At 65.0% G+C, this 23157-nt stretch carries 24 protein-coding genes and 1 tRNA gene; 15 read left to right on the top strand and 10 right to left on the bottom strand.

The genetic code is table 11. From position 1 onward, the window contains the following. Positions 1-48: 48 nt before the first annotated feature. Positions 49-567, top strand: a complete 519-nt coding sequence (locus U1H99_RS25370) for an FxsA family protein (RefSeq protein WP_323144456.1) — start codon at positions 49-51, stop codon at positions 565-567. A 74-nt stretch (positions 568-641) separates the two neighbouring features. Here U1H99_RS25370 and U1H99_RS25365 read toward each other — a convergent pair whose 3' ends face one another. Beyond that, positions 642-890, bottom strand: a complete 249-nt coding sequence (locus tag U1H99_RS25365) for a hypothetical protein (RefSeq protein ID WP_141834885.1) — start codon at positions 888-890, stop codon at positions 642-644. Between the two features lie 343 nt (positions 891-1233). Between U1H99_RS25365 and U1H99_RS25360 the strand changes: the two genes are divergently transcribed. The 3 genes from U1H99_RS25360 (at position 1234) to U1H99_RS25350 (ending at position 4048) form a co-directional block, all read left to right on the top strand. Then, positions 1234-1674 carry a DUF2231 domain-containing protein gene (locus tag U1H99_RS25360; protein WP_323144455.1) on the top strand — a complete coding sequence of 147 codons (441 nt, stop codon included), beginning with the start codon at positions 1234-1236 and terminating at the stop codon, positions 1672-1674. Further along, entirely contained in the window at positions 1667-2995 is a 1329-nt protein-coding gene (locus U1H99_RS25355) for a PQQ-dependent sugar dehydrogenase (RefSeq protein WP_323144454.1), read from the top strand. The genes U1H99_RS25360 and U1H99_RS25355 overlap by 8 nt, the downstream gene beginning before the upstream one ends. A gap of 204 nt (positions 2996-3199) precedes the next feature. Further along, positions 3200-4048, top strand: coding sequence for a hypothetical protein (locus tag U1H99_RS25350; RefSeq protein ID WP_323144453.1), 849 nt, complete (start codon positions 3200-3202; stop codon positions 4046-4048). A 177-nt stretch (positions 4049-4225) separates the two neighbouring features. Here the strand turns inward: U1H99_RS25350 and maiA are convergent, their stop codons facing one another. From maiA to U1H99_RS25335, 3 genes are all read right to left on the bottom strand, one after another. Further along, entirely contained in the window at positions 4226-4888 is a 663-nt protein-coding gene (maiA, locus tag U1H99_RS25345; protein ID WP_323144452.1) for a maleylacetoacetate isomerase, read from the bottom strand. 76 nt (positions 4889-4964) lie between these two features. Next, complete coding sequence (locus U1H99_RS25340; RefSeq protein ID WP_323144451.1) at positions 4965-5849, bottom strand: alpha/beta fold hydrolase; 885 nt, start codon at positions 5847-5849, stop codon at positions 4965-4967. A 164-nt stretch (positions 5850-6013) separates the two neighbouring features. After that, positions 6014-6089: transfer RNA gene (locus U1H99_RS25335), tRNA-Phe, on the bottom strand. A 158-nt stretch (positions 6090-6247) separates the two neighbouring features. Between U1H99_RS25335 and U1H99_RS25330 the strand changes: the two genes are divergently transcribed. Next, the gene (locus U1H99_RS25330) at positions 6248-7660 is read left to right on the top strand and encodes an MFS transporter (RefSeq protein WP_323144450.1); all 1413 of its coding nucleotides are present in this window, start codon (positions 6248-6250) and stop codon (positions 7658-7660) included. 15 nt (positions 7661-7675) lie between these two features. Here U1H99_RS25330 and U1H99_RS25325 read toward each other — a convergent pair whose 3' ends face one another. Both U1H99_RS25325 and U1H99_RS25320 read right to left on the bottom strand, forming a co-directional pair. Continuing rightward, entirely contained in the window at positions 7676-8161 is a 486-nt protein-coding gene (locus U1H99_RS25325) for an acyl-CoA thioesterase (RefSeq protein WP_141834870.1), read from the bottom strand. A gap of 64 nt (positions 8162-8225) precedes the next feature. Next, positions 8226-9962 (bottom strand): methyl-accepting chemotaxis protein, encoded by a 1737-nt coding sequence (locus tag U1H99_RS25320; RefSeq protein ID WP_323144449.1) that lies wholly within the window; start codon positions 9960-9962, stop codon positions 8226-8228. Between the two features lie 138 nt (positions 9963-10100). On the opposite strand from U1H99_RS25320, the gene U1H99_RS25315 reads away from it, so the two are divergent. After that, complete coding sequence (locus tag U1H99_RS25315) at positions 10101-10802, top strand: alpha/beta fold hydrolase (RefSeq protein WP_323144448.1); 702 nt, start codon at positions 10101-10103, stop codon at positions 10800-10802. Between the two features lie 15 nt (positions 10803-10817). Here the strand turns inward: U1H99_RS25315 and U1H99_RS25310 are convergent, their stop codons facing one another. Continuing rightward, a complete protein-coding gene (locus U1H99_RS25310; protein WP_323144447.1) occupies positions 10818-11081 on the bottom strand; it encodes an ATP-binding protein in 264 nt (87 codons plus the stop codon). Between U1H99_RS25310 and U1H99_RS25305 the strand changes: the two genes are divergently transcribed. Both U1H99_RS25305 and U1H99_RS25300 read left to right on the top strand, forming a co-directional pair. Continuing rightward, positions 11058-11303: a hypothetical protein gene (locus U1H99_RS25305; protein WP_323144446.1), complete on the top strand. Its 246-nt coding sequence runs from the start codon at positions 11058-11060 to the stop codon at positions 11301-11303. The two genes, U1H99_RS25310 and U1H99_RS25305, sit on opposite strands and share 24 nt — an antisense overlap. Next, positions 11304-11615 carry a YbfB/YjiJ family MFS transporter gene (locus U1H99_RS25300; RefSeq protein WP_323144445.1) on the top strand — a complete coding sequence of 104 codons (312 nt, stop codon included), beginning with the start codon at positions 11304-11306 and terminating at the stop codon, positions 11613-11615. 3 nt (positions 11616-11618) lie between these two features. Here U1H99_RS25300 and U1H99_RS25295 read toward each other — a convergent pair whose 3' ends face one another. Then, positions 11619-13076: a catalase gene (locus U1H99_RS25295; RefSeq protein ID WP_323144444.1), complete on the bottom strand. Its 1458-nt coding sequence runs from the start codon at positions 13074-13076 to the stop codon at positions 11619-11621. A gap of 207 nt (positions 13077-13283) precedes the next feature. Here U1H99_RS25295 and U1H99_RS25290 point away from each other — a divergent pair, with 207 nt between their 5' ends. Next, positions 13284-14657: an HD-GYP domain-containing protein gene (locus U1H99_RS25290; protein ID WP_375341650.1), complete on the top strand. Its 1374-nt coding sequence runs from the start codon at positions 13284-13286 to the stop codon at positions 14655-14657. 138 nt (positions 14658-14795) lie between these two features. Beyond that, entirely contained in the window at positions 14796-16169 is a 1374-nt protein-coding gene (locus U1H99_RS25285; RefSeq protein ID WP_323144442.1) for an HD-GYP domain-containing protein, read from the top strand. Between the two features lie 157 nt (positions 16170-16326). Here U1H99_RS25285 and U1H99_RS25280 read toward each other — a convergent pair whose 3' ends face one another. Then, positions 16327-16755: an organic hydroperoxide resistance protein gene (locus U1H99_RS25280; protein ID WP_323144441.1), complete on the bottom strand. Its 429-nt coding sequence runs from the start codon at positions 16753-16755 to the stop codon at positions 16327-16329. Positions 16756-16934: 179 nt separating this feature from the next. Further along, on the bottom strand, positions 16935-17810 hold the full coding sequence (locus tag U1H99_RS25275) for a CAP domain-containing protein (RefSeq protein WP_323144440.1): 876 nt from the start codon (positions 17808-17810) through the stop codon (positions 16935-16937). 100 nt (positions 17811-17910) lie between these two features. Here U1H99_RS25275 and U1H99_RS25270 point away from each other — a divergent pair, with 100 nt between their 5' ends. The 5 genes from U1H99_RS25270 to U1H99_RS25250 all read left to right on the top strand — a co-directional run bounded on the left by U1H99_RS25270 (position 17911) and on the right by U1H99_RS25250 (position 23133). After that, complete coding sequence (locus U1H99_RS25270) at positions 17911-20064, top strand: M13 family metallopeptidase (protein ID WP_323144439.1); 2154 nt, start codon at positions 17911-17913, stop codon at positions 20062-20064. A 122-nt stretch (positions 20065-20186) separates the two neighbouring features. Then, positions 20187-20852 carry a response regulator gene (locus tag U1H99_RS25265; RefSeq protein ID WP_323144438.1) on the top strand — a complete coding sequence of 222 codons (666 nt, stop codon included), beginning with the start codon at positions 20187-20189 and terminating at the stop codon, positions 20850-20852. Beyond that, on the top strand, positions 20842-22215 hold the full coding sequence (locus tag U1H99_RS25260) for an ATP-binding protein (RefSeq protein WP_323144437.1): 1374 nt from the start codon (positions 20842-20844) through the stop codon (positions 22213-22215). Before U1H99_RS25265 ends, U1H99_RS25260 begins: the two co-directional genes overlap by 11 nt. A 58-nt stretch (positions 22216-22273) precedes the next feature. Next, positions 22274-22678 carry a YgiW/YdeI family stress tolerance OB fold protein gene (locus U1H99_RS25255; RefSeq protein WP_323144436.1) on the top strand — a complete coding sequence of 135 codons (405 nt, stop codon included), beginning with the start codon at positions 22274-22276 and terminating at the stop codon, positions 22676-22678. A gap of 125 nt (positions 22679-22803) precedes the next feature. Further along, complete coding sequence (locus tag U1H99_RS25250; protein WP_323144435.1) at positions 22804-23133, top strand: CzcE family metal-binding protein; 330 nt, start codon at positions 22804-22806, stop codon at positions 23131-23133. The last annotated feature ends 24 nt before the right edge of the window (positions 23134-23157 follow it).

Here is a 23157-nt window from a genome sequence, read left to right as displayed (position 1 = left end):
GCACCGGATCGAAATGCCCGACATGGGAGAGGCTGTTAAGATGCGCGCTTGCCTTCCATGTCGATTTGCAGGAGACCACAAATCCTACCTTTTTTACTCACCGCGATAATGCGGGCGCCAAAGCTGACGATCGCCGCCGCACTCTGCGTGCTGGCAGCCCTGGCCGGTACGCTGACCTACACCGGTTACCTCGTGGTCGGCGTGCTGGCCGATTATCTCGGCACAGGCCGCGGCGCGGCAGGACTGCTGCTTGCCGTTCTTTTTGCCAGGTTTCCCTGGGTAAGCAACAGGAAGCTGCGCATTGTCGGCCTGTTGCCTGGACCTGCGCGCCGGCCCGTCATGGCGAGCTTGCTGGCACTCTGCGCCTTGCACTTCCTGTCGCAAGGCGACTATGTGTCCGCAGGGTTCACGGGTTTCGCCATGGCGTTTCTGCTCTTCTTCCCCTGGTTGCGGCGTGCTGTAGCCGGCCGCATGTCATCGTCCGTCTTCGGGTTTGCCGGTAAAAACGCGCCCCAAAGTACCGACGACAATGTGATCGAGGGTGAATTCCGCGAAAAGAAAGAGTAAGCGCATCCAAGGTCTTGTACATGAAAACGCCAACCCATGCAGGTTGGCGTTTTTATTTTCGGCATCCGATGCGGCTAGCCCTTGTCGGACTGGCGGTTGCCCCGGTCCGGGTCACTGGAGGGGTGCAAGTCCTTCGGACCCTTGTAGATCGTGTTTGGAGGATGCTTGCCCTGGTGCTGCTCGCTCTTGTCGGATGGGGTTTCCCCTTGCCGGTGCTCGTAGGACGGACCCCTTGCCTCCTTGACCCTGCTGCCTGAGTCATTGCCGGATTTGCCCGTGTCGTTTGCCGTGCCTTTGCTGCCAGAACCTGTCTTCGCGCCCATGTCTGTACTCCTAGAAAGTTGCTTGCCAACGCACCCCGTCTACAGCGAAACCCCGAAGTGACAGGCGTGATCTTGGGGAGCTTCGGTCGATTGCAAGACCGTTTTCGGTACGCGACGACCCGTCCGGAACGCTTCCGGTATCGTTGCGGACGTGCCCGGACAATCCAATCGAACACGTCTTGCTCATGCGTTTCGTGTATATGTCTTCTATAAGATAGATGTGTTGACTGGCGAAGAGGCGCAGGAATACACTCGCCGCCGATTTGGGCATCGATCTCTTCCCTGGTATCCGCCAGGCGTCGGATTGTCATGATAGACCAATCATTTTTGAGAGTAGAACCTAATGAGAGCAGAGAATACGTCCTCGACATTCAAGGTGGCGTCAGCGGTTTTCAATGTGCTGAACCCGATACCTTTCGGTCTTTTCGTGGCGGTGATGATTTTTGATTTCGTCTATGCCAATACCGCCGAGGTGCTGTGGGTGAAAAGCGCGGCCTGGCTGGTCAGCCTGGGCCTGATTGTCGCCATCGTGCCGCGCTTGATCAATCTCGGTTTTGTCTGGTTCGGCAAGCGCCGCGCCGCGCCGGCCGTGAAGCTCGACTTCTGGCTGAACCTGGTTGCTATCGTCACGGCGCTCGTCAACGCGTTCGTGCATAGCCGGGACTCTTATGCGGCGATTCCAGACGCGCTGTGGCTGTCCGTTGCGACGGTGGTCTTGATGGCGATCGGCCGCATCGTGCTGGCTTGGCAAAATATCAGTTTCAAGGAGTTCGGCCATGAATAAGAATAAACATGGTTTGTTGGGTGTGGTGGGCATGGCGGTGGTGTCGTCGCTGGTGCTGAGCGCTTGCGACAATAGCGCGAAGGTGGATATTTCCAAGCAAATCGGCGCCAATCCGGAGATGCCCGGCGCGCAGAACTTCCTGGTGCCGCCGATGCAGGTTCCCGGCGGTGTCGGCTGGAAGGAAGGGCAGGCGCCCAAGGTCGTTGCCGGTCTGGGCATCGAAAAGATCGCCTCCGGACTGCTGCATCCGCGCCAGCTCCTGGCCCTGCCGAATGGCGACATCCTGGTGGTGGAATCGAATGGCCCGGGACAGGAAGCCGTCACGACGCCGAAACAGCTGATTGCCGGTGTCGTCAAAGGCCGTTCCGGCAAGGGCGGCAAGGGCGGCAATCGCATTACCCTGCTGCGCAAGAAAGAGGGTGCTGCCGGTGAATGGGAAAAACACGTCTTCCTCGAAAAACTGCACTCGCCCTTCGGCGTGCAGCTGATCGGCGATACGCTGTATGTTGCCAATACCGGCAATATCATGAAGTATCACTATAATACCGGCGATACCAAGATTACCGATCCGGGCACCGAGCTGGCCGACCTGCCGGATACGGTCAACCACCACTGGACCAAGGCCATGGTGGCAAGTGCGGATGGCAAGAAACTCTACGTCGGCTCGGGTTCCAACAGCAACATCGCCGAAAACAGCATGGCGGTCGAATACCGCCGCGCTGCCGTGCTCGAGGTGGATGTCGAAAGCGGCGCCAGCCGTATCTTCGCTTCGGGCCTGCGCAATCCGACCGGCCTGCAGTTCGAACCGACGAGCGGGAAACTCTGGGCCATCGTCAACGAGCGCGACGAGATCGGCGCGGATCTGGTGCCGGATTACATGACGTCGGTGCAGGAACACGGTTTCTACGGCTGGCCTTACAGCTATTACGGCCAGCACGTCGATACCCGCATCAAGCAACAGCGTCCGGACCTGGTCGCGAAAGCCATCAAGCCGGACTTCGCGCTGGGCTCGCACGTCGCCGCCCTGGGACTGTGGTTCTACACCGGGACCGGCCTGCCAGAGAAATACCGCGGCGGTGCCTTCGTGAGCGAACACGGCAGCTGGGACCGCACGCCCCTGAGCGGTTACCAGGTGGTGTATGTGCCGTTTGCGAATGGCAAGCCCACCGGTAGTGCCGAGCCGATCGTGACCGGTTTCCATTCGGCCGACGAAAAAGACCTGTACGGTGCCCCGGTGGGATTGACCCAGGATGCAGCGGGTGCGCTGCTCATCGCGGATGACGTCGGTAATGTGATCTGGCGCGTGTCGGCCAAGCAATAACAGCTGGTTGCGCACACAGGAAAGCCCGGCATGGCGGTTGACGCCCATGCCGGGCTTTTTGATATCCAATCAGCGTCAAATGTCGCGCGCATGAGCATATGGGTTCGTCCTTTCGCATCCCATACACTGATGAGCGCCATGGGCCTGCAGCACCTTGGTACTAAAGAAATGGTTTAATATTAAAAATATTTCTTGGGGTGTTATATGGCGGAACTTCTTCACTACTTGGACAATGCCGAAAAGGTATTTGTCTTTGACCAGGTCTATCCTCTGAGTGCCGCCACCGAGCAGGCCAATCAGAAAAAATTGAATGCGTTCGGGATGCTGGCGAAATTGAATCCGTTCAAACGTCCCAAGGAAGATACTGTCCTCCTGTCGAAGCACGTCTTGCGTTATGAGCCGTTCTGGCATGTGGTGACGACGCGTTCGGTCGATTACTCACGCGAGCTGACCTACCCTGTAGAGATCGGTAATGCGTATGCAAAAAAAATCCTGATCAATGGTAAGGAGTATTCGATAGCAGAGCAGGGCAATAAACGCTCGATCAACCTGCAGGGCGTCGAGTTCTCCCATAGGAAGCTCAATTACGAAGATCATCTGGATGGGCTATTGCGCGACTTGAAAAAGGGCGCCCTGGCGAATTACATCAACAAATACAAGGTGCAGGAGCATACCGTACTGGAACTGCCCGAAGCGATCGCCCCGCAACTACGTTTGCCGATGCTGCTGCAGAAGATTCGCCAGACGCTGGACGCAGAAGTCATCAATGCCCACGAGTTCCAGGAAGACATCGTTACGATCGAGAAAATCTATCTCTATTACCGGCCCGTGTTTGCATTCGAATTTGCCTGGACCACCGAGGACAAGGTAGGCGTGATCGAAGTTGACGGCCTGACGGGCGAAGTGATCGAAAATGGCCAGTGGTTCAAGGAAAAACTACAGGCGATCACTACCCGGGAAATGCTGTTCGAAATGGGCTCGGAACTGGCGGGCGCTTTCGTGCCCGGCGGTGGAACGGCTATAAAAGTGATCGAAAAGATTACCGCCAGCTGATGCATGAGGTGGCGTGCAAGCTGGTCGTCGAGAGGTGAGCGCGACCGGCCATAAAACCGGGCACAAGAAATACCCCTCGCAAACAAGAACGCCCACTTGCATGCGTGGGCGTTGTATGAACGATGTCCTTCGATCACGCGCGGTCGCACGGCCACCAGCCCGGTTTGGCCAACCCGTTCAGGCCGGAGCACCTGCCTGACGGCTCGGCGTGGCTTTGATGAACGCCGGATGGCTGTCGCAGGCTTCCATGATTCGGTCGATCGTCGGTATATTCGGGATCGTGATCTTAAAAATCCTCACCATTTCCACAATGCTGGCCAGGCAGATATCGGCCATCGTCGGCGTATCGCCGTGACAAAACACGCCGGTCTGCGGCTCGCTGGCGAGACGTTGCTCGAGAGCGGCCAGGCCGGTCCCAAACCACTGGATCTGCCATGCACGCCAAGCCGTGTCGTCCATGCCGGCAGCGGTCGTCAAGTATTTTTTAACGCGCCCCGTGATCAGCGGATGGGTATCGGCAGCCAGCATCGAGGCAATCGAGCGAACCCGGGCGCGCCCATGCAGGTCCTGCGGCAGCAATGGCGGCGCCGGCTGGAATTCGTCCAGGAACTCGAGGATCGCCAGCGACTGCGTCAGCGGCGCATGTCCGCTCTCCACCAGGGCCGGGATCGCACCAAGTGGATTGATCTTCAAGAATTCCTCGTCGTGCTGTTCACCGGCATCGATATTGACGAGCCGTTCGTGCGCTGTCAGCCCCTTCAAATTGAGGGCGACGCGCACCCGGTAAGTGGCCGACGTGCGCCAGTAAGCATACAGTTCGAAAGTGGATGGCGTAGTCATGGATGATTTCCGTTAAGGTTGGAGCCCGGTCCCACCCCGGGCACAAGGATTTTTAATCCGCGGGCGATCGAACAGCCTACCAGGCCAGGCCGGTGGATTGGGGAAGCTGCAGGATCGAGGATTGTTCAGGACGGTCGCCATGGCCTTCGTCTGTGAGTCCGGCTGCAGCGTGGGCGCGCGTACCGCCAAGTGCGCTCAAGATCAGCGCTGCGGTCTCCGTCGGCGCATCCCAGTGCGGAAAATGGCCACAGCGATCGAACCAGTGCAGTCGAGCGTCCGGGAACAGGGCCAGCGCGCGCCTGGCTTGACGCGGAAAGCAGACCCGGTCACGCCGTCCCCAGCCGATGATGAGCGGATGCGCGATGCTGTTGCGAGGCGCGCCTTGTTGCTCCTCGCCATACGCGAGCTGGGCCAGCAGTTCATCGAAGGCCGGCGAGGCCACATAACTGCACAATTCATCGCTCACGATGTCCGGCGCCAGCTTTGTGGGCCGGGCAGAAAATTGTGCCAGCAACAAAGCGCGACCAAGCGGGTTGGCGCAGACTGCCGGCAATACCGGGCGCAGCAGCCGCAGCAGCCGGATCGACAGGTAGATCGAGCTGAAGAATGCGTGACGTTCCCATCCCTGCCAGAAACCGCCTGGATTGAGCGCGACCACGCCGCCGACGATCCCACCGCGCCGCGCCAACTCCAGCGCCAGCCGCGCGCCCATCGAACTGCCGACTGCATCGATGCCGCTCAAGCCATTCGCATGCAGGAAGGCGGCGGTCTCATCCGCCAGGGTGCGGATCGAGGTTTCACCGGCCAGCCTTGGTGTCTGGCCAAAGCCGGGCAGGTCCACCGCGATGACGTCGCGCCTCGTCGCCAGATCGGCCAGAATGGGATGCCAGCTCTGCCAATGGCCGCCAAGGCCGTGAAGCAGTAGCAAAGGCTTGCCGGTGCCGCAACGAATGTAATGCATGGTCGATCCTCCCATCGCACGGGCGTGCGTGTGCTGCCAGCGTACCGCAGCGGGCATAACGGTTGCGTTCGTTAGGAATTCCTGGGGGAGAGGACAAGAGGACCGCGGTATCCACAAACAAAAACGCCAACCGGTGAGGGTTGGCGTTCTGTACGGAATATTCTTGGTGGCCCGGGGCGGAATCGAACCACCGACACAAGGATTTTCAATCCTCTGCTCTACCAACTGAGCTACCAGGCCAAGGCGGCGAATTGTAGCACAGACTTATGAGGTGTCCATAATTTTGTTCCTGACAGCACCATAGTGCGCTGCCGGCACTGCAGCGCGTGCGCCATGCCGCCGGGGTCGCTATAGTCGACATGTCGCTCCAAGAGGCGCAGTGGCGCCAGAAAGCATTCATGACATTGTTTTCCGATTTGCCGGGCGACGAAGGCCTGCCCGGTCCCAGGCGCCGCCTGGCGATGATCGCCCTGACGACGGCGACGGCCATGACGGTGCTGGATGGCAGCATGCTGAACGTCGCGCTGCCGCAGATCGCCCGCGCCCTCGATGCGCCCGCCGGCGGCGCGCTGTGGGTGGCCAACGCTTACCTGCTGGCGGTCGCCATGACGCTGGCGATCTTCGCCGCGCTGGCGGAGCGGCTCGGCTACCGCCGCCTGTTCGCCGGCGGCCTGGCCGTGTTCACGCTGGCGTCGCTGGGTTGCGCACTGTCGTCGTCGCTGGCGATGCTGACGGCGCTGCGCGTGCTGCAGGGGATTGGCGGGGCGGCATGCCTGAGCATCGGGCCGGCGATCCTGCGCACCATCTTCCCGAACCGCCTGCTGGGGCGCATCCTGGGCCTGAACGCGCTGCTGGTCGCCGCCAGCACGGCGGTCGGCCCCACGCTGGGCGGTGCGCTGCTGTCCTGGCTCGGCTGGCCCTGGCTGTTCGCGATCAACGTGCCGCTGGGCGCCATCGCGCTGGCGCTGGGGCGGGCGGTGCCCGACAACCCGCAGCCGGCGTCGGCGCGTTTCGACAGCGCCGGCGCCGTGCTGTCGGCGGCCGCCATGGGCGCCTTCATCATGGCGGCCGATGCCTGCGCCCACCTGGGCACCGCGGACCGGGCGCGCCAGGCATTGGTCATCTATGGATCCATCGCGGTCGCCGCCGGCTGGGCTTTCGTCTGGCGCCAGCGCCGTGCGGCTGCCCCGCTGGTCCCGCTGGACATGTTCGCCTCCAGGCGGTTTTCCATGGCTGCGCTGACCTCGGTGGCGTCCTTCGTCGGACAGGGCATCACCTTCGTCGCCTTGCCCTTCCTGTTCCAGACCGTGTACGGCGATTCCGCCCTGCATTCGGCGCTGCTGTTCACGCCCTGGCCGATCGGCATCATGCTGGCCGCGCCGCATGCCGGCCGGCTCGCCGACCGCTATCCGGCGGCGATCCTGTCGTCGATCGGGCTGGCGCTGCTGGCGGCCGGACTGCTGTCGCTGGCGCTGCTGCCGATGGAAGCGCAAGCCTGGGACATCGCCTGGCGCAACCTGCTGTGCGGGATCGGTTTCGGTTTCTTCCAGAGTCCGAACAACCGCGAGATGCTGTCGAACGTGGCGCGCGCACGCAGCGGCGCGGCGTCCGGCATCCTGGCCATCATGCGCACCTTCGGCCAGTGCTGCGGCACCGCGGTGGTGGGGATCGTGCTGTCGACCTTCGACCGCGACCTGGGCGGAGGCGCGGCCGGCATGCATGCGATCCGGCTCTGCCTTGCGATTGCGGTGGCGTCGACCGTCATGGCGCTGTGCATCAGCGTCGGCCGCATCCGCCACGCGCGCGCCTGAAGCGCAGCCGAGCCTTCAGCCGCGCGCCTTGGCGCGCTCCGCATGCTGCCGGTCCAGCGCCAGGCGCGCTTCCTTGCGGCCCTTGGCTTCCTCGTGGCGGCGCTGCTCGTCCGGCGTGAACGGGCGCAGCGGCGGCACCGGCACCGGCTGCTTGTCCTCGCCGACCGCCACCATCGTGAAGAAGCAGCTGTTCACGTGGCGCACTTCCTGGGTGCGGATATTCTCCGCCAGCACCTTGATGCCGATTTCCATCGAGGTGCGGCCGGTATAGTTGACGGCCGCCAGGAAGGTGACCAGCTCGCCGACCAGGATCGGCTGGCGGAAGGTGACCTGGTCGACGCTCATGGTGACGACGTAGGTGGCGGCGTAGCGGCTGGCGCAGGCGTAGGCCACCTGGTCCAGCAGTTTGAGAATGTGGCCGCCGTGGACGTTGCCGGAAAAGTTCGCGGTGTCCGGCGTCATCAGGACCGTCATCGTGAGTTGGTGGGCGGGCAGGGTCATGGCAGGCTCGTCAAACAATAATGGGTGGAAAGAAGACAGTCTAACGCGTCATGACCCTCCCGCGTCAGAACTCTTCCCAGTCGCCGCTGCCGGCCACCGCTTCCCTGCGCACTGCCGTCTTGCGGGGCGCAGCCGGGGCAGCGGCCGCCGCAGCCGTAGCGGGGGCAGGGCGGACTGCCGCCAGGGCAGGTGCGGTCTTGACCGGTACCGCCGTACGTGCCACCGGCTGTGGCGCAGGCGCCACGCCATCGATCTGGAACAGCGCCACCACCCGCGCCAGCTGGCTGGCCTGCTCCTGCATCGAACGCGTGGCGGCAGCCGATGCCTCGACCAGCGCGGCGTTCTGCTGGGTGGTGCCGTCCATCTGCACGATCGCCTGGTTGACCTGGGCGATGCCGCTGGCCTGCTCGCGGCTGGAGCTGACGATCTCGTTCATGATGCCTGATACGCGCGCGATGCCGTCGACGATGCCTTGCATGGTGTCGCCGGCCTGGCCGGCCAGCGTCGAGCCTTGCGCGACGCGCCGGGTCGAGGCGTCGATCAGGTCCTTGATTTCCTTGGCGGCGCCGGCCGAGCGCTGGGCCAGCGCGCGCACTTCGGCAGCGACGACGGCGAAGCCGCGGCCCTGTTCGCCGGCGCGGGCCGCTTCCACCGCGGCGTTCAGCGCCAGGATGTTGGTCTGGAAGGCGATGCCGTCGATGACCGAAATGATGTCGACGATGCGTGCCGACGAGGCGTCGATCGCGCCCATGGTGTCGACCAGCTGGCCGACCATGGCGCCGCCCTGGCGTGCGACGTCGGCGGCATCCGCCGCCAGGCGGTTGGCCTGCTCGGCGCTGGAAGCGCTGTGGCCGACGGTCTGGGTCAGCTCTTCCATCGAGGAGGCGGTTTCTTCCAGCGCCGACGCCTGGCTTTCGGTGCGCTGCGACAGGTCTTGGGTTTCGCCCGCCATGGTGGCGATCGAGGCGCCGATGCTGGTGGCGCCGTGGCGCACCTGGCCGACGATATCGGCGAGGCTGGCGCGCATGCGTTCCAGCGTCGCCATCAGGCTGTCCTGGTCGCCGGCGCGCAGCGGTACCGCCACGCGCAGGTTGCCGGCGGCGATCTCGCTGGCCACGGCGGCGGCACTGGACGGTTCGCCGCCCAGGCGGCGGAACAGGGCACGCACGAACACGGCGCCTGCCAGAACGCTGAACACCAGCGTCGCCACGCACAGGGCGATCAGGATGTCGCTGCTGCGGTTGGCGCTGGCGAGCACGGTGGCCACGCGGGCATCGATCGCACGCTGCTGCATGCTCAGCAGTTCGTTTGCCTTGGCAACGTAAGTGTCTGCCGCCGGCGTATAAGCCTGGTCGAACAGGGCGCGCGCTTCCTCGTCCTTGCCTTCGGCCTTGAGGGCGGCAACCTGGTTGCGCACCTCGGTGTACTTCTGGCGCAGGGCGGCGATCTGGCCGAGCATCGCGCGCTCTTCCGGGGTGTCGAGCAGCTCGCCGACTTTCTTGAGCATCTCGCCCACGCGCGCCGTCGATTCCCTGGCTTCTTCCGCATACAGCTTGCCCAGGCCGGGATCGGCCGCGCGCGTGATCACGGCGGTGCGCTTGACGCCGACCGAGGTGTTCGTCAACCAGCTGGAGATGAGCCTTTCGGTCGCCAGCGGGCGCTCGGTGAGTGCCCGGGTATCGTTTGCCAGCACCTGCAGGCGCCAGATCGCGACCGCGGTCGAGACGAATGAGAGAACGATAATGATGGCGAACGTCAGCCTGAGCTGGCTGCGGACGCTGGACGTACGGGAAGAGGACACGGTAGTTCCTTGTGGATGCGAGAAGAGCACCGGATCGGCGCAATAGCCAATCATTTTGAACAGAATAATTCCTTAAAGCAATCTATCGTCCTTAATTACAACACTTCGTCGCTTATCGGCTTCTGCTAGGATGCCGCCATGGCTCTGCTACTTGTCCCCGGCTTCATGGCCGACGAAACCCTGTGGAACGACATGAGCGCCGCGCTGGCGCGCTTCGGTCCGATCCTGCATGCCGACCTGCGCCACGACACCTCGGTCGAGGCGATGGCGCGCCGTGCGCTGGCGGCGGCGCCGCCATCCTTCCTGCTGGTCGGCTTTTCGATGGGCGGCTACATCGCGCGTGACATCGCCCGCCTGGCGCCGGCATACGGCAAGCGGGTGGCAGCGCTGGTACTGGTGGCCACCTCGACCCGGCCCGATACCCCGGCCATGCGCCAGCGCAAGGGCGCGGTCGGGCATGCCGCGCCCTCGGTCGCCTTCAGCGGCTTGAGCCGCATCGCGGTGGCCAGCTCACTGCATCCGAAGGACAAGCACAACGAGGCGATGATCGAGCGCGTGCGCGCGATGGGCGTGCGCCTGGGCGGCGAGGTGTTCCGGCGCCAGTCGGTGCTGGAGCGGCCGGGCGACATCGACCGCCTGGATCAGATTCGCTGCCCGACGCTGGTGGTCGCGGCGGCCCAGGATCAGCTGCGCAGCCTGGAAGAGGCCCGGGAGCTGCAGGCCGGCATCCCGGACGCCACCCTGGCCGTCATCGAAGACAGCGGCCACATGATCCCGATCGAGGCACCGCAGCGCCTGCTCGAGGTGATCGTGCCCTGGCTGTCAAGCCACGCGGACTGATGCGGACGGCGCTCATCATGCAGCGCCGCGTGCGTTGACCGGCAGGCGGAACCGGAAGCAGGCGCCGCGCGGCTGGCCCGGCTCGTAGCCGATCTGGCCGCCGTGCGCACGCACGATCGCCAAACTGATCGACAAGCCCATGCCGGTGCTGTTCGGCTTGGTGCTGAACAGGCTGCCGAAGATGCGTGCCTGGTTCTGCTGCGCGATGCCGGGGCCGTTGTCGGCGACGCTGATCTCGACTTCGTCGGTGCCGACGTGGCCGGCCTGTACCGCTACCACGGCGTGCAGTTCGAGCGCACCGACAGCGTGTACGGCCACCCGCTGTATTCCAGCGATGTGCTGGGCCCGATGGCGGCCAGGGATGGCGCGCTCTGGGGCGGCTACCGCTTCGGGGGCGTGACCGTGCTGTGCCCCGGCGGCGCCCGCATCTACATGGAAGCCGACGGATTGCGGGGCGGTTCCATCTTCCACATCGAGGCCGCGCCCGACGGCACGGTCTGAGTGGCGGCGCGCGACGGTATCGCCAGCCTGGCCAGCCTGCTCCTGGGCGCATTCACGCCGGGCGTGGTCACGCTCGTCATCGGCCGGCTGCACGAACTGCTGGCACACGACCACGATGCGCAGCATGCGGCCTGGAGCCGCTCGACCACGATGTTCGCGCTGTCCCAGGCCGTGTCGGGCTATGGCTTTTCCTGGCTGTTCGCGCACAGCGGCGGCGATTACCGCGCGATCTACCTTGTGGCGGTCGCGGCCTTTGCGCTGGCCCTGCTGGCCGACCTCGCGGTGTCGCGGTCGAGGCGGCCGGCAGGATGAAGCTTATGCCCGGTTCAGGATGCGGTTGATCGCAGCCGACACGCCCTGGCCGTAGGCCGGATCGGCCTTCAGGAAGTGGCCGATCTGGCGGTCCTGGATCGCGGCGTCGGCCTGGCTCAGGGCCCCGGCGATGTTCTCGATCAGGTTGCGCCTGCCCTCATCCGTCAACAGGCGGAACAGGTTGCCGGCCTGGGTGTAGTGGTCGTCGGTGGCGCGGGTGTCGTAGCGGCCCGCCGTGCCTTCCAGCTGCCAGCCGGCGTCGCCGTGGCCGAAACCGCCGGCGGCCGGCATCGCGCCGTTCTGGACCGGGTCATAGTTGGGCGCCGCGCCGCCGTTGAAGAGCGCCATCGCGCCGTCGCGCTGCTGGTTGTGGAACGGGCAGCGCGGACGGTTCACCGGCAGGTGCTGGTGGTTGGTGCCGACGCGGTACAGCTGGGCGTCGTGGTAGGCGAACAGGCGCGCCTGCAGCATCTTGTCCGGGCTGTAGCCCAGGCCCGGCACGATGTTCGACGGCGACAGCGCGGCCTGCTCGACGTCCTGGTGGTAGTTGTCCGGGTTGCGGTTCAGTTCCAGGATGCCGACCGGGATGCGCGGGAACTCGCCCTGCGGCCAGACTTTCGTCAGGTCGAACGCGTCCCAGCCGGTCCTGGCTTCCCAGGCGGCGCGCTGGGCGTCGTTCATCACCTGCATCTCGACGCTCCAGCGCGGGAAATCGCCGCGCGCAATCGCGTTGAACAGATCGCGCTGGGCGTAGTCCGGGTCGGTGCCGGCCAGGCGCACCGCGTCGGCAGCGCTGAGGTTCTTGATGCCCTGCTGGGTCTTGAAATGCCATTTCACCCAGTGGCGCTCGCCGTCGGCATTGATCAGGCTGTAGGTGTGGCTGCCGAAGCCGTCCATGTGGCGGTAGCCGTCCGGGGTGCCGCGGTCCGAGAACAGGATCGTTACCTGGTGCAGGCTTTCCGGCGCGCGGCTCCAGAAGTCCCACATCATCTGGGCGGACTTCAGGTTGGTCTGCGGATCGCGTTTCTGGGTATGGATGAAGTCGGGGAACTTGATGCCGTCCTTCAGGAAGAAGGTCGGGGTGTTGTTGCCGACCAGGTCCCAGTTGCCGTCTTCGGTGTAGAAGCGCAGCGCGAAGCCGCGCGGATCGCGCTCGGTATCGGCCGATCCCTTTTCGCCGCCCACGGTCGAGAAGCGCAGGAAGGTCTCGGTCTGCTTGGCAACCACATTGAATAACTTGGCGCTGGTGTAGCGGCTGATGTCGTGCGTCACGATGAAGGTGCCGTAGGCGCCCGAACCTTTTGCATGGACCACGCGCTCGGGGATGCGCTCGCGATTGAAGTGCTGCAGTTTTTCGATCAGGTGGAAATCCTGCAGCAGGACCGGACCGCGCGGGCCGGCGGTGATCGAGTTCTGGTTGTCGACGACGGGGATACCGGAAGCGGTAGTGAGCTTGTTCATGTTCGTCTCTTTCATTGACTGGTCTATTGGCTATCGATTTGTTTTAATTGATAGCTTTGGTCTATAGATGCCATGGTAGAGCTTCTGGTCTATCGGGGCAAACTATCAATTTATATGGCTGAGATAGGTAAAACCAATTTACTTAGGGAATCACATTTGTGTAATGTGTTTCTCAAATTCATCATTTATTAGTATAGAGAAATTGATATGCATGCCGTGCCGACCCCATCCAGCGCCCTGAAACTATCGGAACTGATTGCTGCGCTCAGCTATGCCCTCGACATCACCGAGGGCCAGCCGCCCGGCCATTGCGTGCGCTGCTGCTGGATCGGCATGCACATCGGGCGCCGCATCGGCTTGCCGGAAGCGCAGTTGTGGGAGCTTTACTACACTTTGCTGCTGAAAGACCTGGGCTGCAGCAGCAATGCGGCGCGCATTTGCGAGCTCTACCTCACTGACGACCTCGACTTCAAGCGCGACTACAAGACGGTCGGCGACAGCCTGCCGCAGGTGCTCGGCTTCGTGCTCAAGCACACCGGTTTGAAAGCGGGATTGGCCGAGCGCTTCCGCAGCGTGATGACCATCCTGCGCGACGGTCCGGAAATCGCGCGCGACCTGGTGGCCACGCGCTGCCAGCGTGGCGCCGAGATCGCCAGCCTGCTGCGCTTTCCGCAGGGTGTTTCCGACGGCATCTATTCGCTGGACGAGCATTTCAACGGCAACGGCAAGCCGGCGCGCCTGGCCGGCGAGGCGATCCCCATGTCTTCGCGCATCTCGCTGCTGGCCCAGGTGATCGACGTCTTCCATACCGAAGGCGGGCGCGCCGCGGCACTGGAGGAAGTCCAGGCGCGTAGCGGCCAATGGTTCGATCCGGCGCTGGTGGATGCCTTCGGCCAGGTGGCGCAGTCGGCCGATTTCTGGGCGGTGCTGGCCGGGTCTGGCATCGACGGCGCCGTGGCTGCCATCCATCCGGACGGGCAGGGCCGCGAGCATGCGCTGGACGAGGATTACCTGGACGATATCGCCACCGCCTTCGGCCAGGTGGTCGATGCCAAGAGCCCGTACACCAGCGGCCACAGCGCGCGGGTGGCGCTGTACACCGACATGATCGGCGAAGCACTGGGCCTGTCGAGCCAGCGCCGCCGCTGGCTCAAGCGCGGCGCGCTGCTGCACGATGTCGGCAAGCTGGGCGTCAGCAACAGCGTGCTGGACAAGGCCGGTGCCCTCGACCGCGCCGAGTGGGATGCGGTCAAGCTGCACGCGGAATTTACCGAGACCATCCTCGGCCGTATCGAACCCTTCCGCGAACTGGCGGCGATTGCGGCCGCCCACCACGAGCGCCTCGACGGCAACGGCTACCCGCGCGGACTGACGGCGGAGGACATCCGCATCGAGACCCGCATCATCACCACTGCCGACATCTTCGACGCCATCACCGCAGTGCGCCCCTACCGCGGCGCGATCCCGATCCCGCAGGCGCTCGAGATGATGCGCAAGACGGTGGGCAGCGTGCTCGACCCGGAATGCTTCGAGGCGCTGGTGCGTGCGGTGGAACGTGTACCATTTGCCGAGGCCGCCTGAGGCCAGGGCGCCACAACTGTCAACTTATTACCCCAACGTGCCGCCAACCTTGCAATATTGATGCCGTGCAACATCTTTTGATAGGTATGATATTGCTTTAAGTCATCAAATTTTGATGTTATGGCAGGTTTGCCCGCTATGAATCCACCGCCGTCGCCGTCTTGCACGCTCAAGTTGTCGGAACTGATCGCCTCGCTCAGTTACGCCCTCGACATCACCGAAGGCCAGTCGCCCGGCCATTGCCTGCGCTGCTGCTGGGTCGGCATGCACATCGGCCGCCAGGCCGGGCTTAGCGACAGGGAATTGTGGGAGCTCTACTACGTGGTGCTGCTCAAGGACCTGGGCTGCAGCAGCAATGCCGCGCGCATCTGCGAGATGTACCTCACTGATGACCGCAATTTCAAGCGCGACTGGATGCTGGTCGACGACAGCCTGCACAAGGTGCTCGGCTTCGTGCTCAAGCACACCGGCCTGAAGGCCGGGCTGGCCGAGCGCTTCCGCAACGTGATGCGCATCGTGCGCGACGGCCGTGACCTGCAGGACGAATTCGTCGCCACCCGCTGCCAGCGCGGCGCCGAGATCGCGCGCCTGCTGCGCTTCCCGGAAGCGGTATCGCAGGGCATCTACAGCCTGGACGAGCATTTCAACGGCAACGGCAAGCCGGAACGGCTGCAAGGCGAAGACATTCCACTGTATTCGCGCATCGCGCTGATGGCGCAGGTGGTCGACGTGTTCCACACCGAAAGCGGGCGCGAGGCCGCGCTGAAGGAGGTGCGCAGCCGCGCCGGCCAGTGGTTCGACCCGCGCCTGGTGGCGGCCTTCGAGCAGGTCGCCGCCGCGGACACGTTCTGGCACACGCTGGGCGCTCCCGACATCGAGCGCGCCGTGACCGCGCTGCCGGCGGCCGCCCTCGACCGCCAGTACGTCCTCGACGACGACTACCTGGACGACATCGCCACCGCCTTCGGCCAGGTGGTCGATGCCAAGAGCCCCTACACGGGCGGCCACAGCGCGCGCGTCGCGCTGTACACCGACATGATCGCCGAATCGCTGGGACTCTCGGAAGAACGGCGCCGCTGGCTCAAGCGTGGCGCGCTGCTGCACGACGTCGGCAAGCTGGGCGTCAGCAACAGCGTGCTGGACAAGGCCGGCAAGCTCGATCCGGACGAGTGGGAAGCGGTCAAGGAACACGCGCGCTACACCGAGACCATCCTCGGCAGCATCGGCGCCTTCCGCGAACTGGCGGCCATCGCCGGCGCCCACCACGAAAAACTGGACGGCACCGGCTACCCGCGCGGCCTCAGCGCCGACCAGATTCCGATCGAGACGCGCATCATCACCACCGCCGACATCTTCGACGCGATCACGGCCGAGCGTCCCTACCGCGGCGCGATCCCGATCCCGCAGGCGCTGGAGATCATGCGCAAGACGGTCGGCACGGCGCTCGATGCCGATTGCTTCGAGGCGCTGGTGCGGGCGGTGGAAGCGGTGCCGTTTCCAGCAGCGGCCTGAGGGCAGGTGCGCGCGTGGTAGCGCGCATGCCAAGGAAATAGACAGACTATCGACAAGAAAAAAGGCGCCGTCCCTGGCAGGGATGGCGCCTTTTTTTATCGTTGGGGCGAGGAGGGGATCTCGCCAAGCCCCGCACGTTGCGGGGTGATCGTAAAACTTATACGACGGTCAGGGTCACGTCGATGTTGCCGCGGGTCGCGTTCGAGTACGGGCAGACGACGTGGGCGGCCTCGACCAGTTCCTGCGCAGCGGCGCGGTCCATGCCCGGCAGGCTCACGGCCAGTTCCACGGCCAGGCCGAAGCCGTTGGGGATCGGGCCGATTTCAACGCTGGCGTCGACGGCGGTATCGGCCGGCACCGCGATTTTCTTCTGGCCGGCCACGAACTTCAGGGCGCCGATGAAGCAGGCCGAGTAACCGGCCGCGAACAGCTGTTCCGGGTTGGTCGCGCCACCCTTGCCGCCCATTTCCTTCGGCGGCTGCAGGGTCACGTCGAGCAGGCCGTCGTCGGTGGTCGCACGGCCTTCGCGGCCGCCGGTGGTGTGGGCTTTGGCGGTGTACAGGACTTTGTCGAGCTTGGTGGTCATGGCGTTACCCTTTCAATAATTGAAGAATTGTGTCGTGATTCTAGTGGAGGTGCCAACGATGTGGCGCTTCCATGGGTAGAACTATAGCGCACAATTAAATAGCGCGCTATTTATTATTTTTGATGACAGCGATAGCCGGGATCGATGCGGTGTATCAGCCGGGTTGAATGCAGCCTGGCTCAGCGCGGCCGCGCGAACACCTGGGTCCAGTAGGGCGTGCGGTTCTCGTTCTCCGGATTGATCGCATACGCCGCCCCCATCTCGGTGAAATTCGGGTTCATGATGTTGGCGCAATGGCCCGGACTATCGAGCCAGGCCGCCACCGCTTCCTGCGGCGTGCGGTTGCCGGAGGCGATGTTCTCGCCCACCGTGCGCCAGGTGTAGCCGGCGCGGGTGGCGCGGTCGGCCGGCTCGCTGCCGTCTTTTTCCTGGTGGCTGAAATAATGGCCCTCGGCCATGTTGGTGCTGTGGGCCAGCGCGGCCAGGCCCAGGCGCCTATTCCACACGACCGGCGGCGCCGCCGCGAACGACTGCGTGCCGCAGCTGCGCGGCTGCGCCCGCGCGCGGTTGACGCCGTCGAGGATCTCGGCCCCGGCGGTTTCCCAGCCGGGCAGCTCGGGCAGGATCAGCGGATGCGCCAGCACCACCTGCCAGGCGTCGCCGCGGCGCGCGGTGCCGATCGCGGCCAGGCCCGGGTCGAGCAGCGTGACGCAGTATTTCTGGCGCAGCACCGCCATCGCCGCCGGCGCATCCCTGGGGCCGGTCAGCGAGATCGCTTCGGCACGGTCGGCGCGGTAGCCCAGGCGCTGCAGCGCCGATTCGAGGAAGGTGCCGGTGCCGACTTCCACGCGCGCCAGCGCGGTTTCCGGCACCAGCGGCGGCGCCGCGGGACGGCCATCGCAACCGGCGGGCGCGGCGCGGTAGGCGTTCACCAGGTCGGCCAGTTCGTCGGCATGCGCCGGGGTGGGGGCCAGCAGCGCGGCGGCGGCGCCGAACAGGACGAGGCTGGCGATGGCAGGGGGCAGGAAGGCGGGAAGGGGAATAGCGCGCGACATGCATAGGCAGGTGGGGGCGCCCGCCCTACCCACAATGAATCCTTGGCAAGGGGTGGGGATTAATTTAGCATTCCCTGCTTCATTGATGAGGAGACATTGTATGAAGCCTACCCTGGGCAGCGCCCTGATTGCCGGCCTGTTCGCCGGCGCAGCCTTTGCCGCTCCGACGGCTGCGTTGCCAACTGCGGTGGCCGCCACTGCGGTGGCCGCCACTGCGGTGGCCGCCACTGCGGTGGCCGCCACTGCGGTGTCTGCCGCCACCCCGGCGGCCCCCTCCGGCGCGACTGCCGCCGCGCCGGTGTCCGGCGTCGACAAGAGCGCGCTCGACGCGGCGGTGCGTCCGCAGGACGACTTTTTCCGTTATTCGCAGGGCACCTGGCTGAAGGACGTCGAGATCCCGAACGACCGCTCGAGCTGGGGCGCTTTTAACATCGCACAGGAAAACGTCGAAGGCCAGATCCGCACGCTGATCGAGGGGGCGGCGCAGGACAAGGCGGCGAAGACCGGTTCCGACAACCAGAAGATGGGCGATTACTACGCCAGCTACGTCGACCAGGCGCAGCGCAATGCGCTCGGCGCGACGCCCCTGAAGGCCGAGCTGGCGCGCATCGCCGCGTTGAATGACAAGCGGGGCCTGGGCGCGCTGGCCGCGCATGCCGGCCGCATCGGCGCCGGCAGCCCAATCGCCATGAGCGTGGGCCAGGACAGCAAGCAGTCGACGCGCTACCTGGTCGATATTTCGCAGTCGGGCCTGGGCATGCCGAACCGCGATTTCTATATCCAGACCGGCGACGCCAAGCTGATGGACACCCGCGCCAAATACCAGGCGCACGTCGAAAAACTGCTGGCGCTGGCCGGCCAGCCCGACCCGGCCGGCCAGGCCGCGCGCATCGTGGCGCTCGAAACCGCGATCGCCATGGCCCAGTGGAGCGCGGTGCAGAACCGCGACCCGGTCAAGACCTACAACAAGGTGACGATCGCCGGGCTGAAGGCGCTGGCGCCCGGCTTCGACTGGGATGGCTGGATGAAGGAACAGGGCATTGCCGGCAAGGTGAGCGAGGTCAACGTCAGCCAGCCGACTTATATCCAGGCGCTGGACGGGATCGTCGCCGCCACCCCGGTCGACACCTGGAAATCCTATTTCACGTTCCGCCTGTTGAGCACTTACGCACCTTACCTGTCGCAGCCCTTCGTGGACGAGAGCTTCGCCTTCCGCGGCAGCGTGCTGTCGGGCGCCAAGGTCAACCGTCCGGTCGAGAAGCTGGCGATCGCCCAGATCAACCGCGACCTCGGCGAAGTCGTCGGCAAGGTCTATGTGAAAAACTACTTCCCTGCCGAGCGCAAGGCACAGGTCCAGGACATGGTGAACAACTTCCTGCTGGCCTACAAGGAGCGCATCGAGACCCTCGACTGGATGAGCCCCGAGACCAAGAAGCAGGCGCAGGCCAAGCTGGCCAAGATTTCGGTCAAGGTGGGTTATCCGGACCAGTGGCGCGATTATGCGGCGCTGGTCATCAAGCGCAGCGACCTCGCCGGCAACGTGATGCGTTCGCGCGAGTTCGCCCACCAGTACGGCGTGAACAAGCTGGGCCAGCCGGTCAACCGCGGCGAATGGCACATGACGCCGCAGACCGTGAACGCCTACTACAGCCCGGAGATGAACGAAGTCGTGTTCCCGGCCGCGCGCCTGCAGTCGCCGCTCTACGATGCGAATGCCGAGCCGGCCATCAACTACGGCGCGGTCGGCATCTCGATCGGCCACGAGATCAGCCACGCCTTCGACGACCAGGGCGCCCAGTACGACGGCGACGGCAATTTGCGCAACTGGTGGACGAAAGAAGACGGCGAGAAATTCGCCGCCAAGGGCAAGGTGCTGGTGTCGCAATACAACGGCTACAGCCCGGTCGACGGCTACCACCTGAACGGCGAGCTGACGCTGGGCGAGAACATCGCCGACAACGCCGGCGCCATCATGGCCAGCCGCGCCTACCGGATCTCGCTGAAGGGCAAGCCGGCGCCGGTGATCGACGGCTACAGCGCCGAACAGCGCATCTTCATGGGCATGGCCCAGGCGCGCCGCGGCAAGGCGCGCGACGCCGCCCTGATCGCACAGGTGAAATCGGACCCGCATTCGCCATCCGAATTCCGCGTCAACGGCAGCCTGCGCAACCACCCCGGCTATTACGAGGCCTTCGACGTCAAGCCGGGCGACAAAATGTACCTGGCACCGGAACAGCGCGTGATCTTCTGGTAACCGGCAGCGCCGATGTGAGCGACGCCAGCCTGGAGGCTGGCGTTTTTCATTCCGCGCATCCTGTTGGCGCATCTCGTTAGCTTTAAGATTGGCTTCATCCATTCAACGTAAGGTCGGCCGGCATGCGTATCCTGCTCGTAGAAGACGACATTTCCCTCGGCGACACCATCCAGGCCTGGCTGCGCCTGGACGGTCACGCCGTCGATTGGGTCGAGCGCGGCGATTCGGCCGACACCGCCCTCATGACCCACCATTACGACTGCGTGCTGCTCGACCGCGGCTTGCCCGGCCTGAGCGGCGATGCCCTGCTCGCCAGCCTGCGCACGGCCGGCAACGCCGTGCCCGTGATCCTGATTACCGCCTTCAATGCGCTGGCGGACCGCATCGAAGGACTCGACCTGGGCGCCGACGATTACCTGGTCAAGCCCTTCGAGCTGGAAGAGATGTCGGCGCGCATCCGGGCCGCGGCACGGCGCGGCGTCAACCGGGCCAGCAATGCGCTGGCGCACGGCGCCATCGCGCTCGATCCCGACACCAGGCAGGTCACCCTGGCCGGCCAGGCGGTGGCGCTGACCGCGCGCGAATACCATGTGCTGTACGCGCTGCTGCTGCGCAGGAATGCGATCGTGACCCGCGCCCAGATCGAGGAAACGCTGTACGGCTGGGGAGACGAGGTCGAGAGCAATACGATCGAGGTGTATATCCACAACCTGCGCAAGAAACTGGGCGGCGACAGCATCGTCACCGTGCGCGGCCTTGGCTACCGCATGAAGCACGATGAAGCCTGAATCCGCATCCTGGTCGCTGCGGCGGCGCCTGCTGGGGGCGATCCTGTCCGCCAGCGCCGTGTTGTGGCTGGCCAGTCTCGGCATCGCCACCGCGATCGCGTGGCAGGAAACCAGCGAGGTGTTCGACGACGCGCTGGAGGAGGCGGGCTACCTGATCATGGCCGCCACCACCGACTGGAACGAACGCGGCCTGGCCATCCCGCCGCGTCCGGGCGCCGCCGCGCGCAAGGCCGACATGCAGTACCAGGTCGTGTTCCGCGGCCGGGTACTGCAGCGCACCGGCGGCGCGCCGGCCGCGCCTTTTGTCGTCGATAGCGAGGACAGCGACGACAGCCACGGCTTTGCCGACGCGGACGCCGACGGCCACCGCTGGCGCGTGTTCGTGGTGCGCGACCAGGACCGCCACGTCGAGGTGCAGGTCGGCCAGCGCGCGTCGGACCGCTACGAGATCCTGGAGGAACTGGCCGAACACCTGTGGCCGCCGGTGCTGGGCATGCTGGCGCTGCTGGCCCTGGTCTGCTGGTTCCTGATCGGGCGCGTGCTGAAGCCGCTGCGCCGTACCGCCGCGGCCATCGCCGCCAAGACCCCCGGCGACCTGGCGCTGGTGCCGGCCACCGGCCAGCCACGCGAGGTACTGCCGATCGTGCAGGCGTTGAACGGCGTGCTGGGGCGGCTGGAAGCGGCGCTGCAGGCCGAGCGCCGCTTCACCGCCGACGCCGCCCACGAATTGCGCACGCCGCTGGCCGGCCTGCACATGCACGTGCAGCTGCTGCAGCGCCAGCATCCGCAGCCCGCGCTGGCGGCGCCGTTCCGGAAGCTGCGCCAGGACATCGCGCGCATCACGGCCCTCGTCGACAGCCTGCTGCTGCTGGCGCGCCTGGATCCGCTGGCCCCTACCCAGCTGGCGCGCCAGGAGGTAGCGCTGGCGCCCTTGCTGGAGCGCCTGCTGGCGATTCACGCGCCGGAGGCGGCGCGGCGTAACATCCGGGTGGAAGGTCGCTGCGAGCTGGATGCGGTACAGGCCGATCCCGCGATGCTCGAGATCGTGCTGCGCAACCTGCTCGACAATGCCCTGCGCTATTGCCCGGACGGCAGCCGGATCGAGATCGAAGCCGGCCATGAAGGTGGCAGCGGCCGCGCCCGCATCGCCGTGCGCGACGACGGCGCCGGCGTCGACGAGGCCAGCCGCGCACGCCTGACCGAGCGTTTCTTCCGCGTGCTGGGGCAGGGCCAGGCCGGCAGCGGGCTCGGGCTGTCGATCGTCAAGCGCATCGCCGACCTGCACGGCATCGCGCTCGGCTTCGGCAGCGGCCTGGACGGGCGCGGGCTGGGCGTGTTCCTGGACTTTCCTGCGGCACCTTAAGATACATTTAATGTCGGCTGCGTGTAATGGCCCCATTCCCACACGACAGGAGCCGACCATGACAACCATCACCCGCATCGCCTGCATCGCCACCCTGCTGGCCGCCTCGGCCACCGCCAGCGCCCAGTCCGGGGGCTACAGCGGCCCATCGACCCAGGCCGCACCAAGCGGCTACACCGGCCCCTCGAGCGTGCCGCTGATGAGCGCCAAGGCCTTGCTGGACAGCGGCAAGGATGACCAGTACGCGCGCCTGCGCGGCAAGCTGACGGGCCACAAGGGTGGCGAAGACTACGAGTTCAGCGACGCCAGCGGCAAGATGACGGTCGAGATCGACGCCAAGCACTTTCCGGCGGGCGTGAAGATCGACCAGAACACCCAGGTCGAGCTGGTCGGCGAATTCGACAAGGAAACCTTCGGCGAATCGACGCTCGAGGTCAAGCAGATCAAGGTCGTCGGCCAATGACGGTAGGGGGACGCAAGCGGATTGATTGTTACGCCATGCGTAACGAATAATCTTTCCAGCCGCTATTTTTCGATGCGGAGTCGAGGATTACCATTTCCTGGTCAACACTCACCGGATCGAACACAATGAAATCCCCACTGCTCCTGGCTGCATTGCTCGTTACCACCCTGGCCGCCGGTGCGGCCGAACAACCGGCCAGCTTCCTCGGCAACGCGGCGCCGGCCCAGGCCAGGCCCGACCGGGTCATCGTCCTGACCGACGCCACCCGCTACATCAACGTCACCGGCGGCCAGACCGTGCGCTTCGTCGCCGGCGACCGCAGCTTCGCCTGGACCTTCGAGAATGGCAGCGCCCACCTGGCCCCGTTCGACCTCGAACGCATCCTTCCGAAGGACGTGCTGCATCACCGCGTGACCGCCTACGTGGCCGACAACCCGCTGTACGCGAATAACTGATCTAGCCGGGCCGGGTAGAATACT

The organism is Massilia phyllosphaerae (assembly GCF_034659755.1).
Taxonomy (GTDB): domain Bacteria; phylum Pseudomonadota; class Gammaproteobacteria; order Burkholderiales; family Burkholderiaceae_D; genus Telluria; species Telluria phyllosphaerae.
This window is presented reverse-complemented; position numbering and strand designations above follow the sequence as displayed.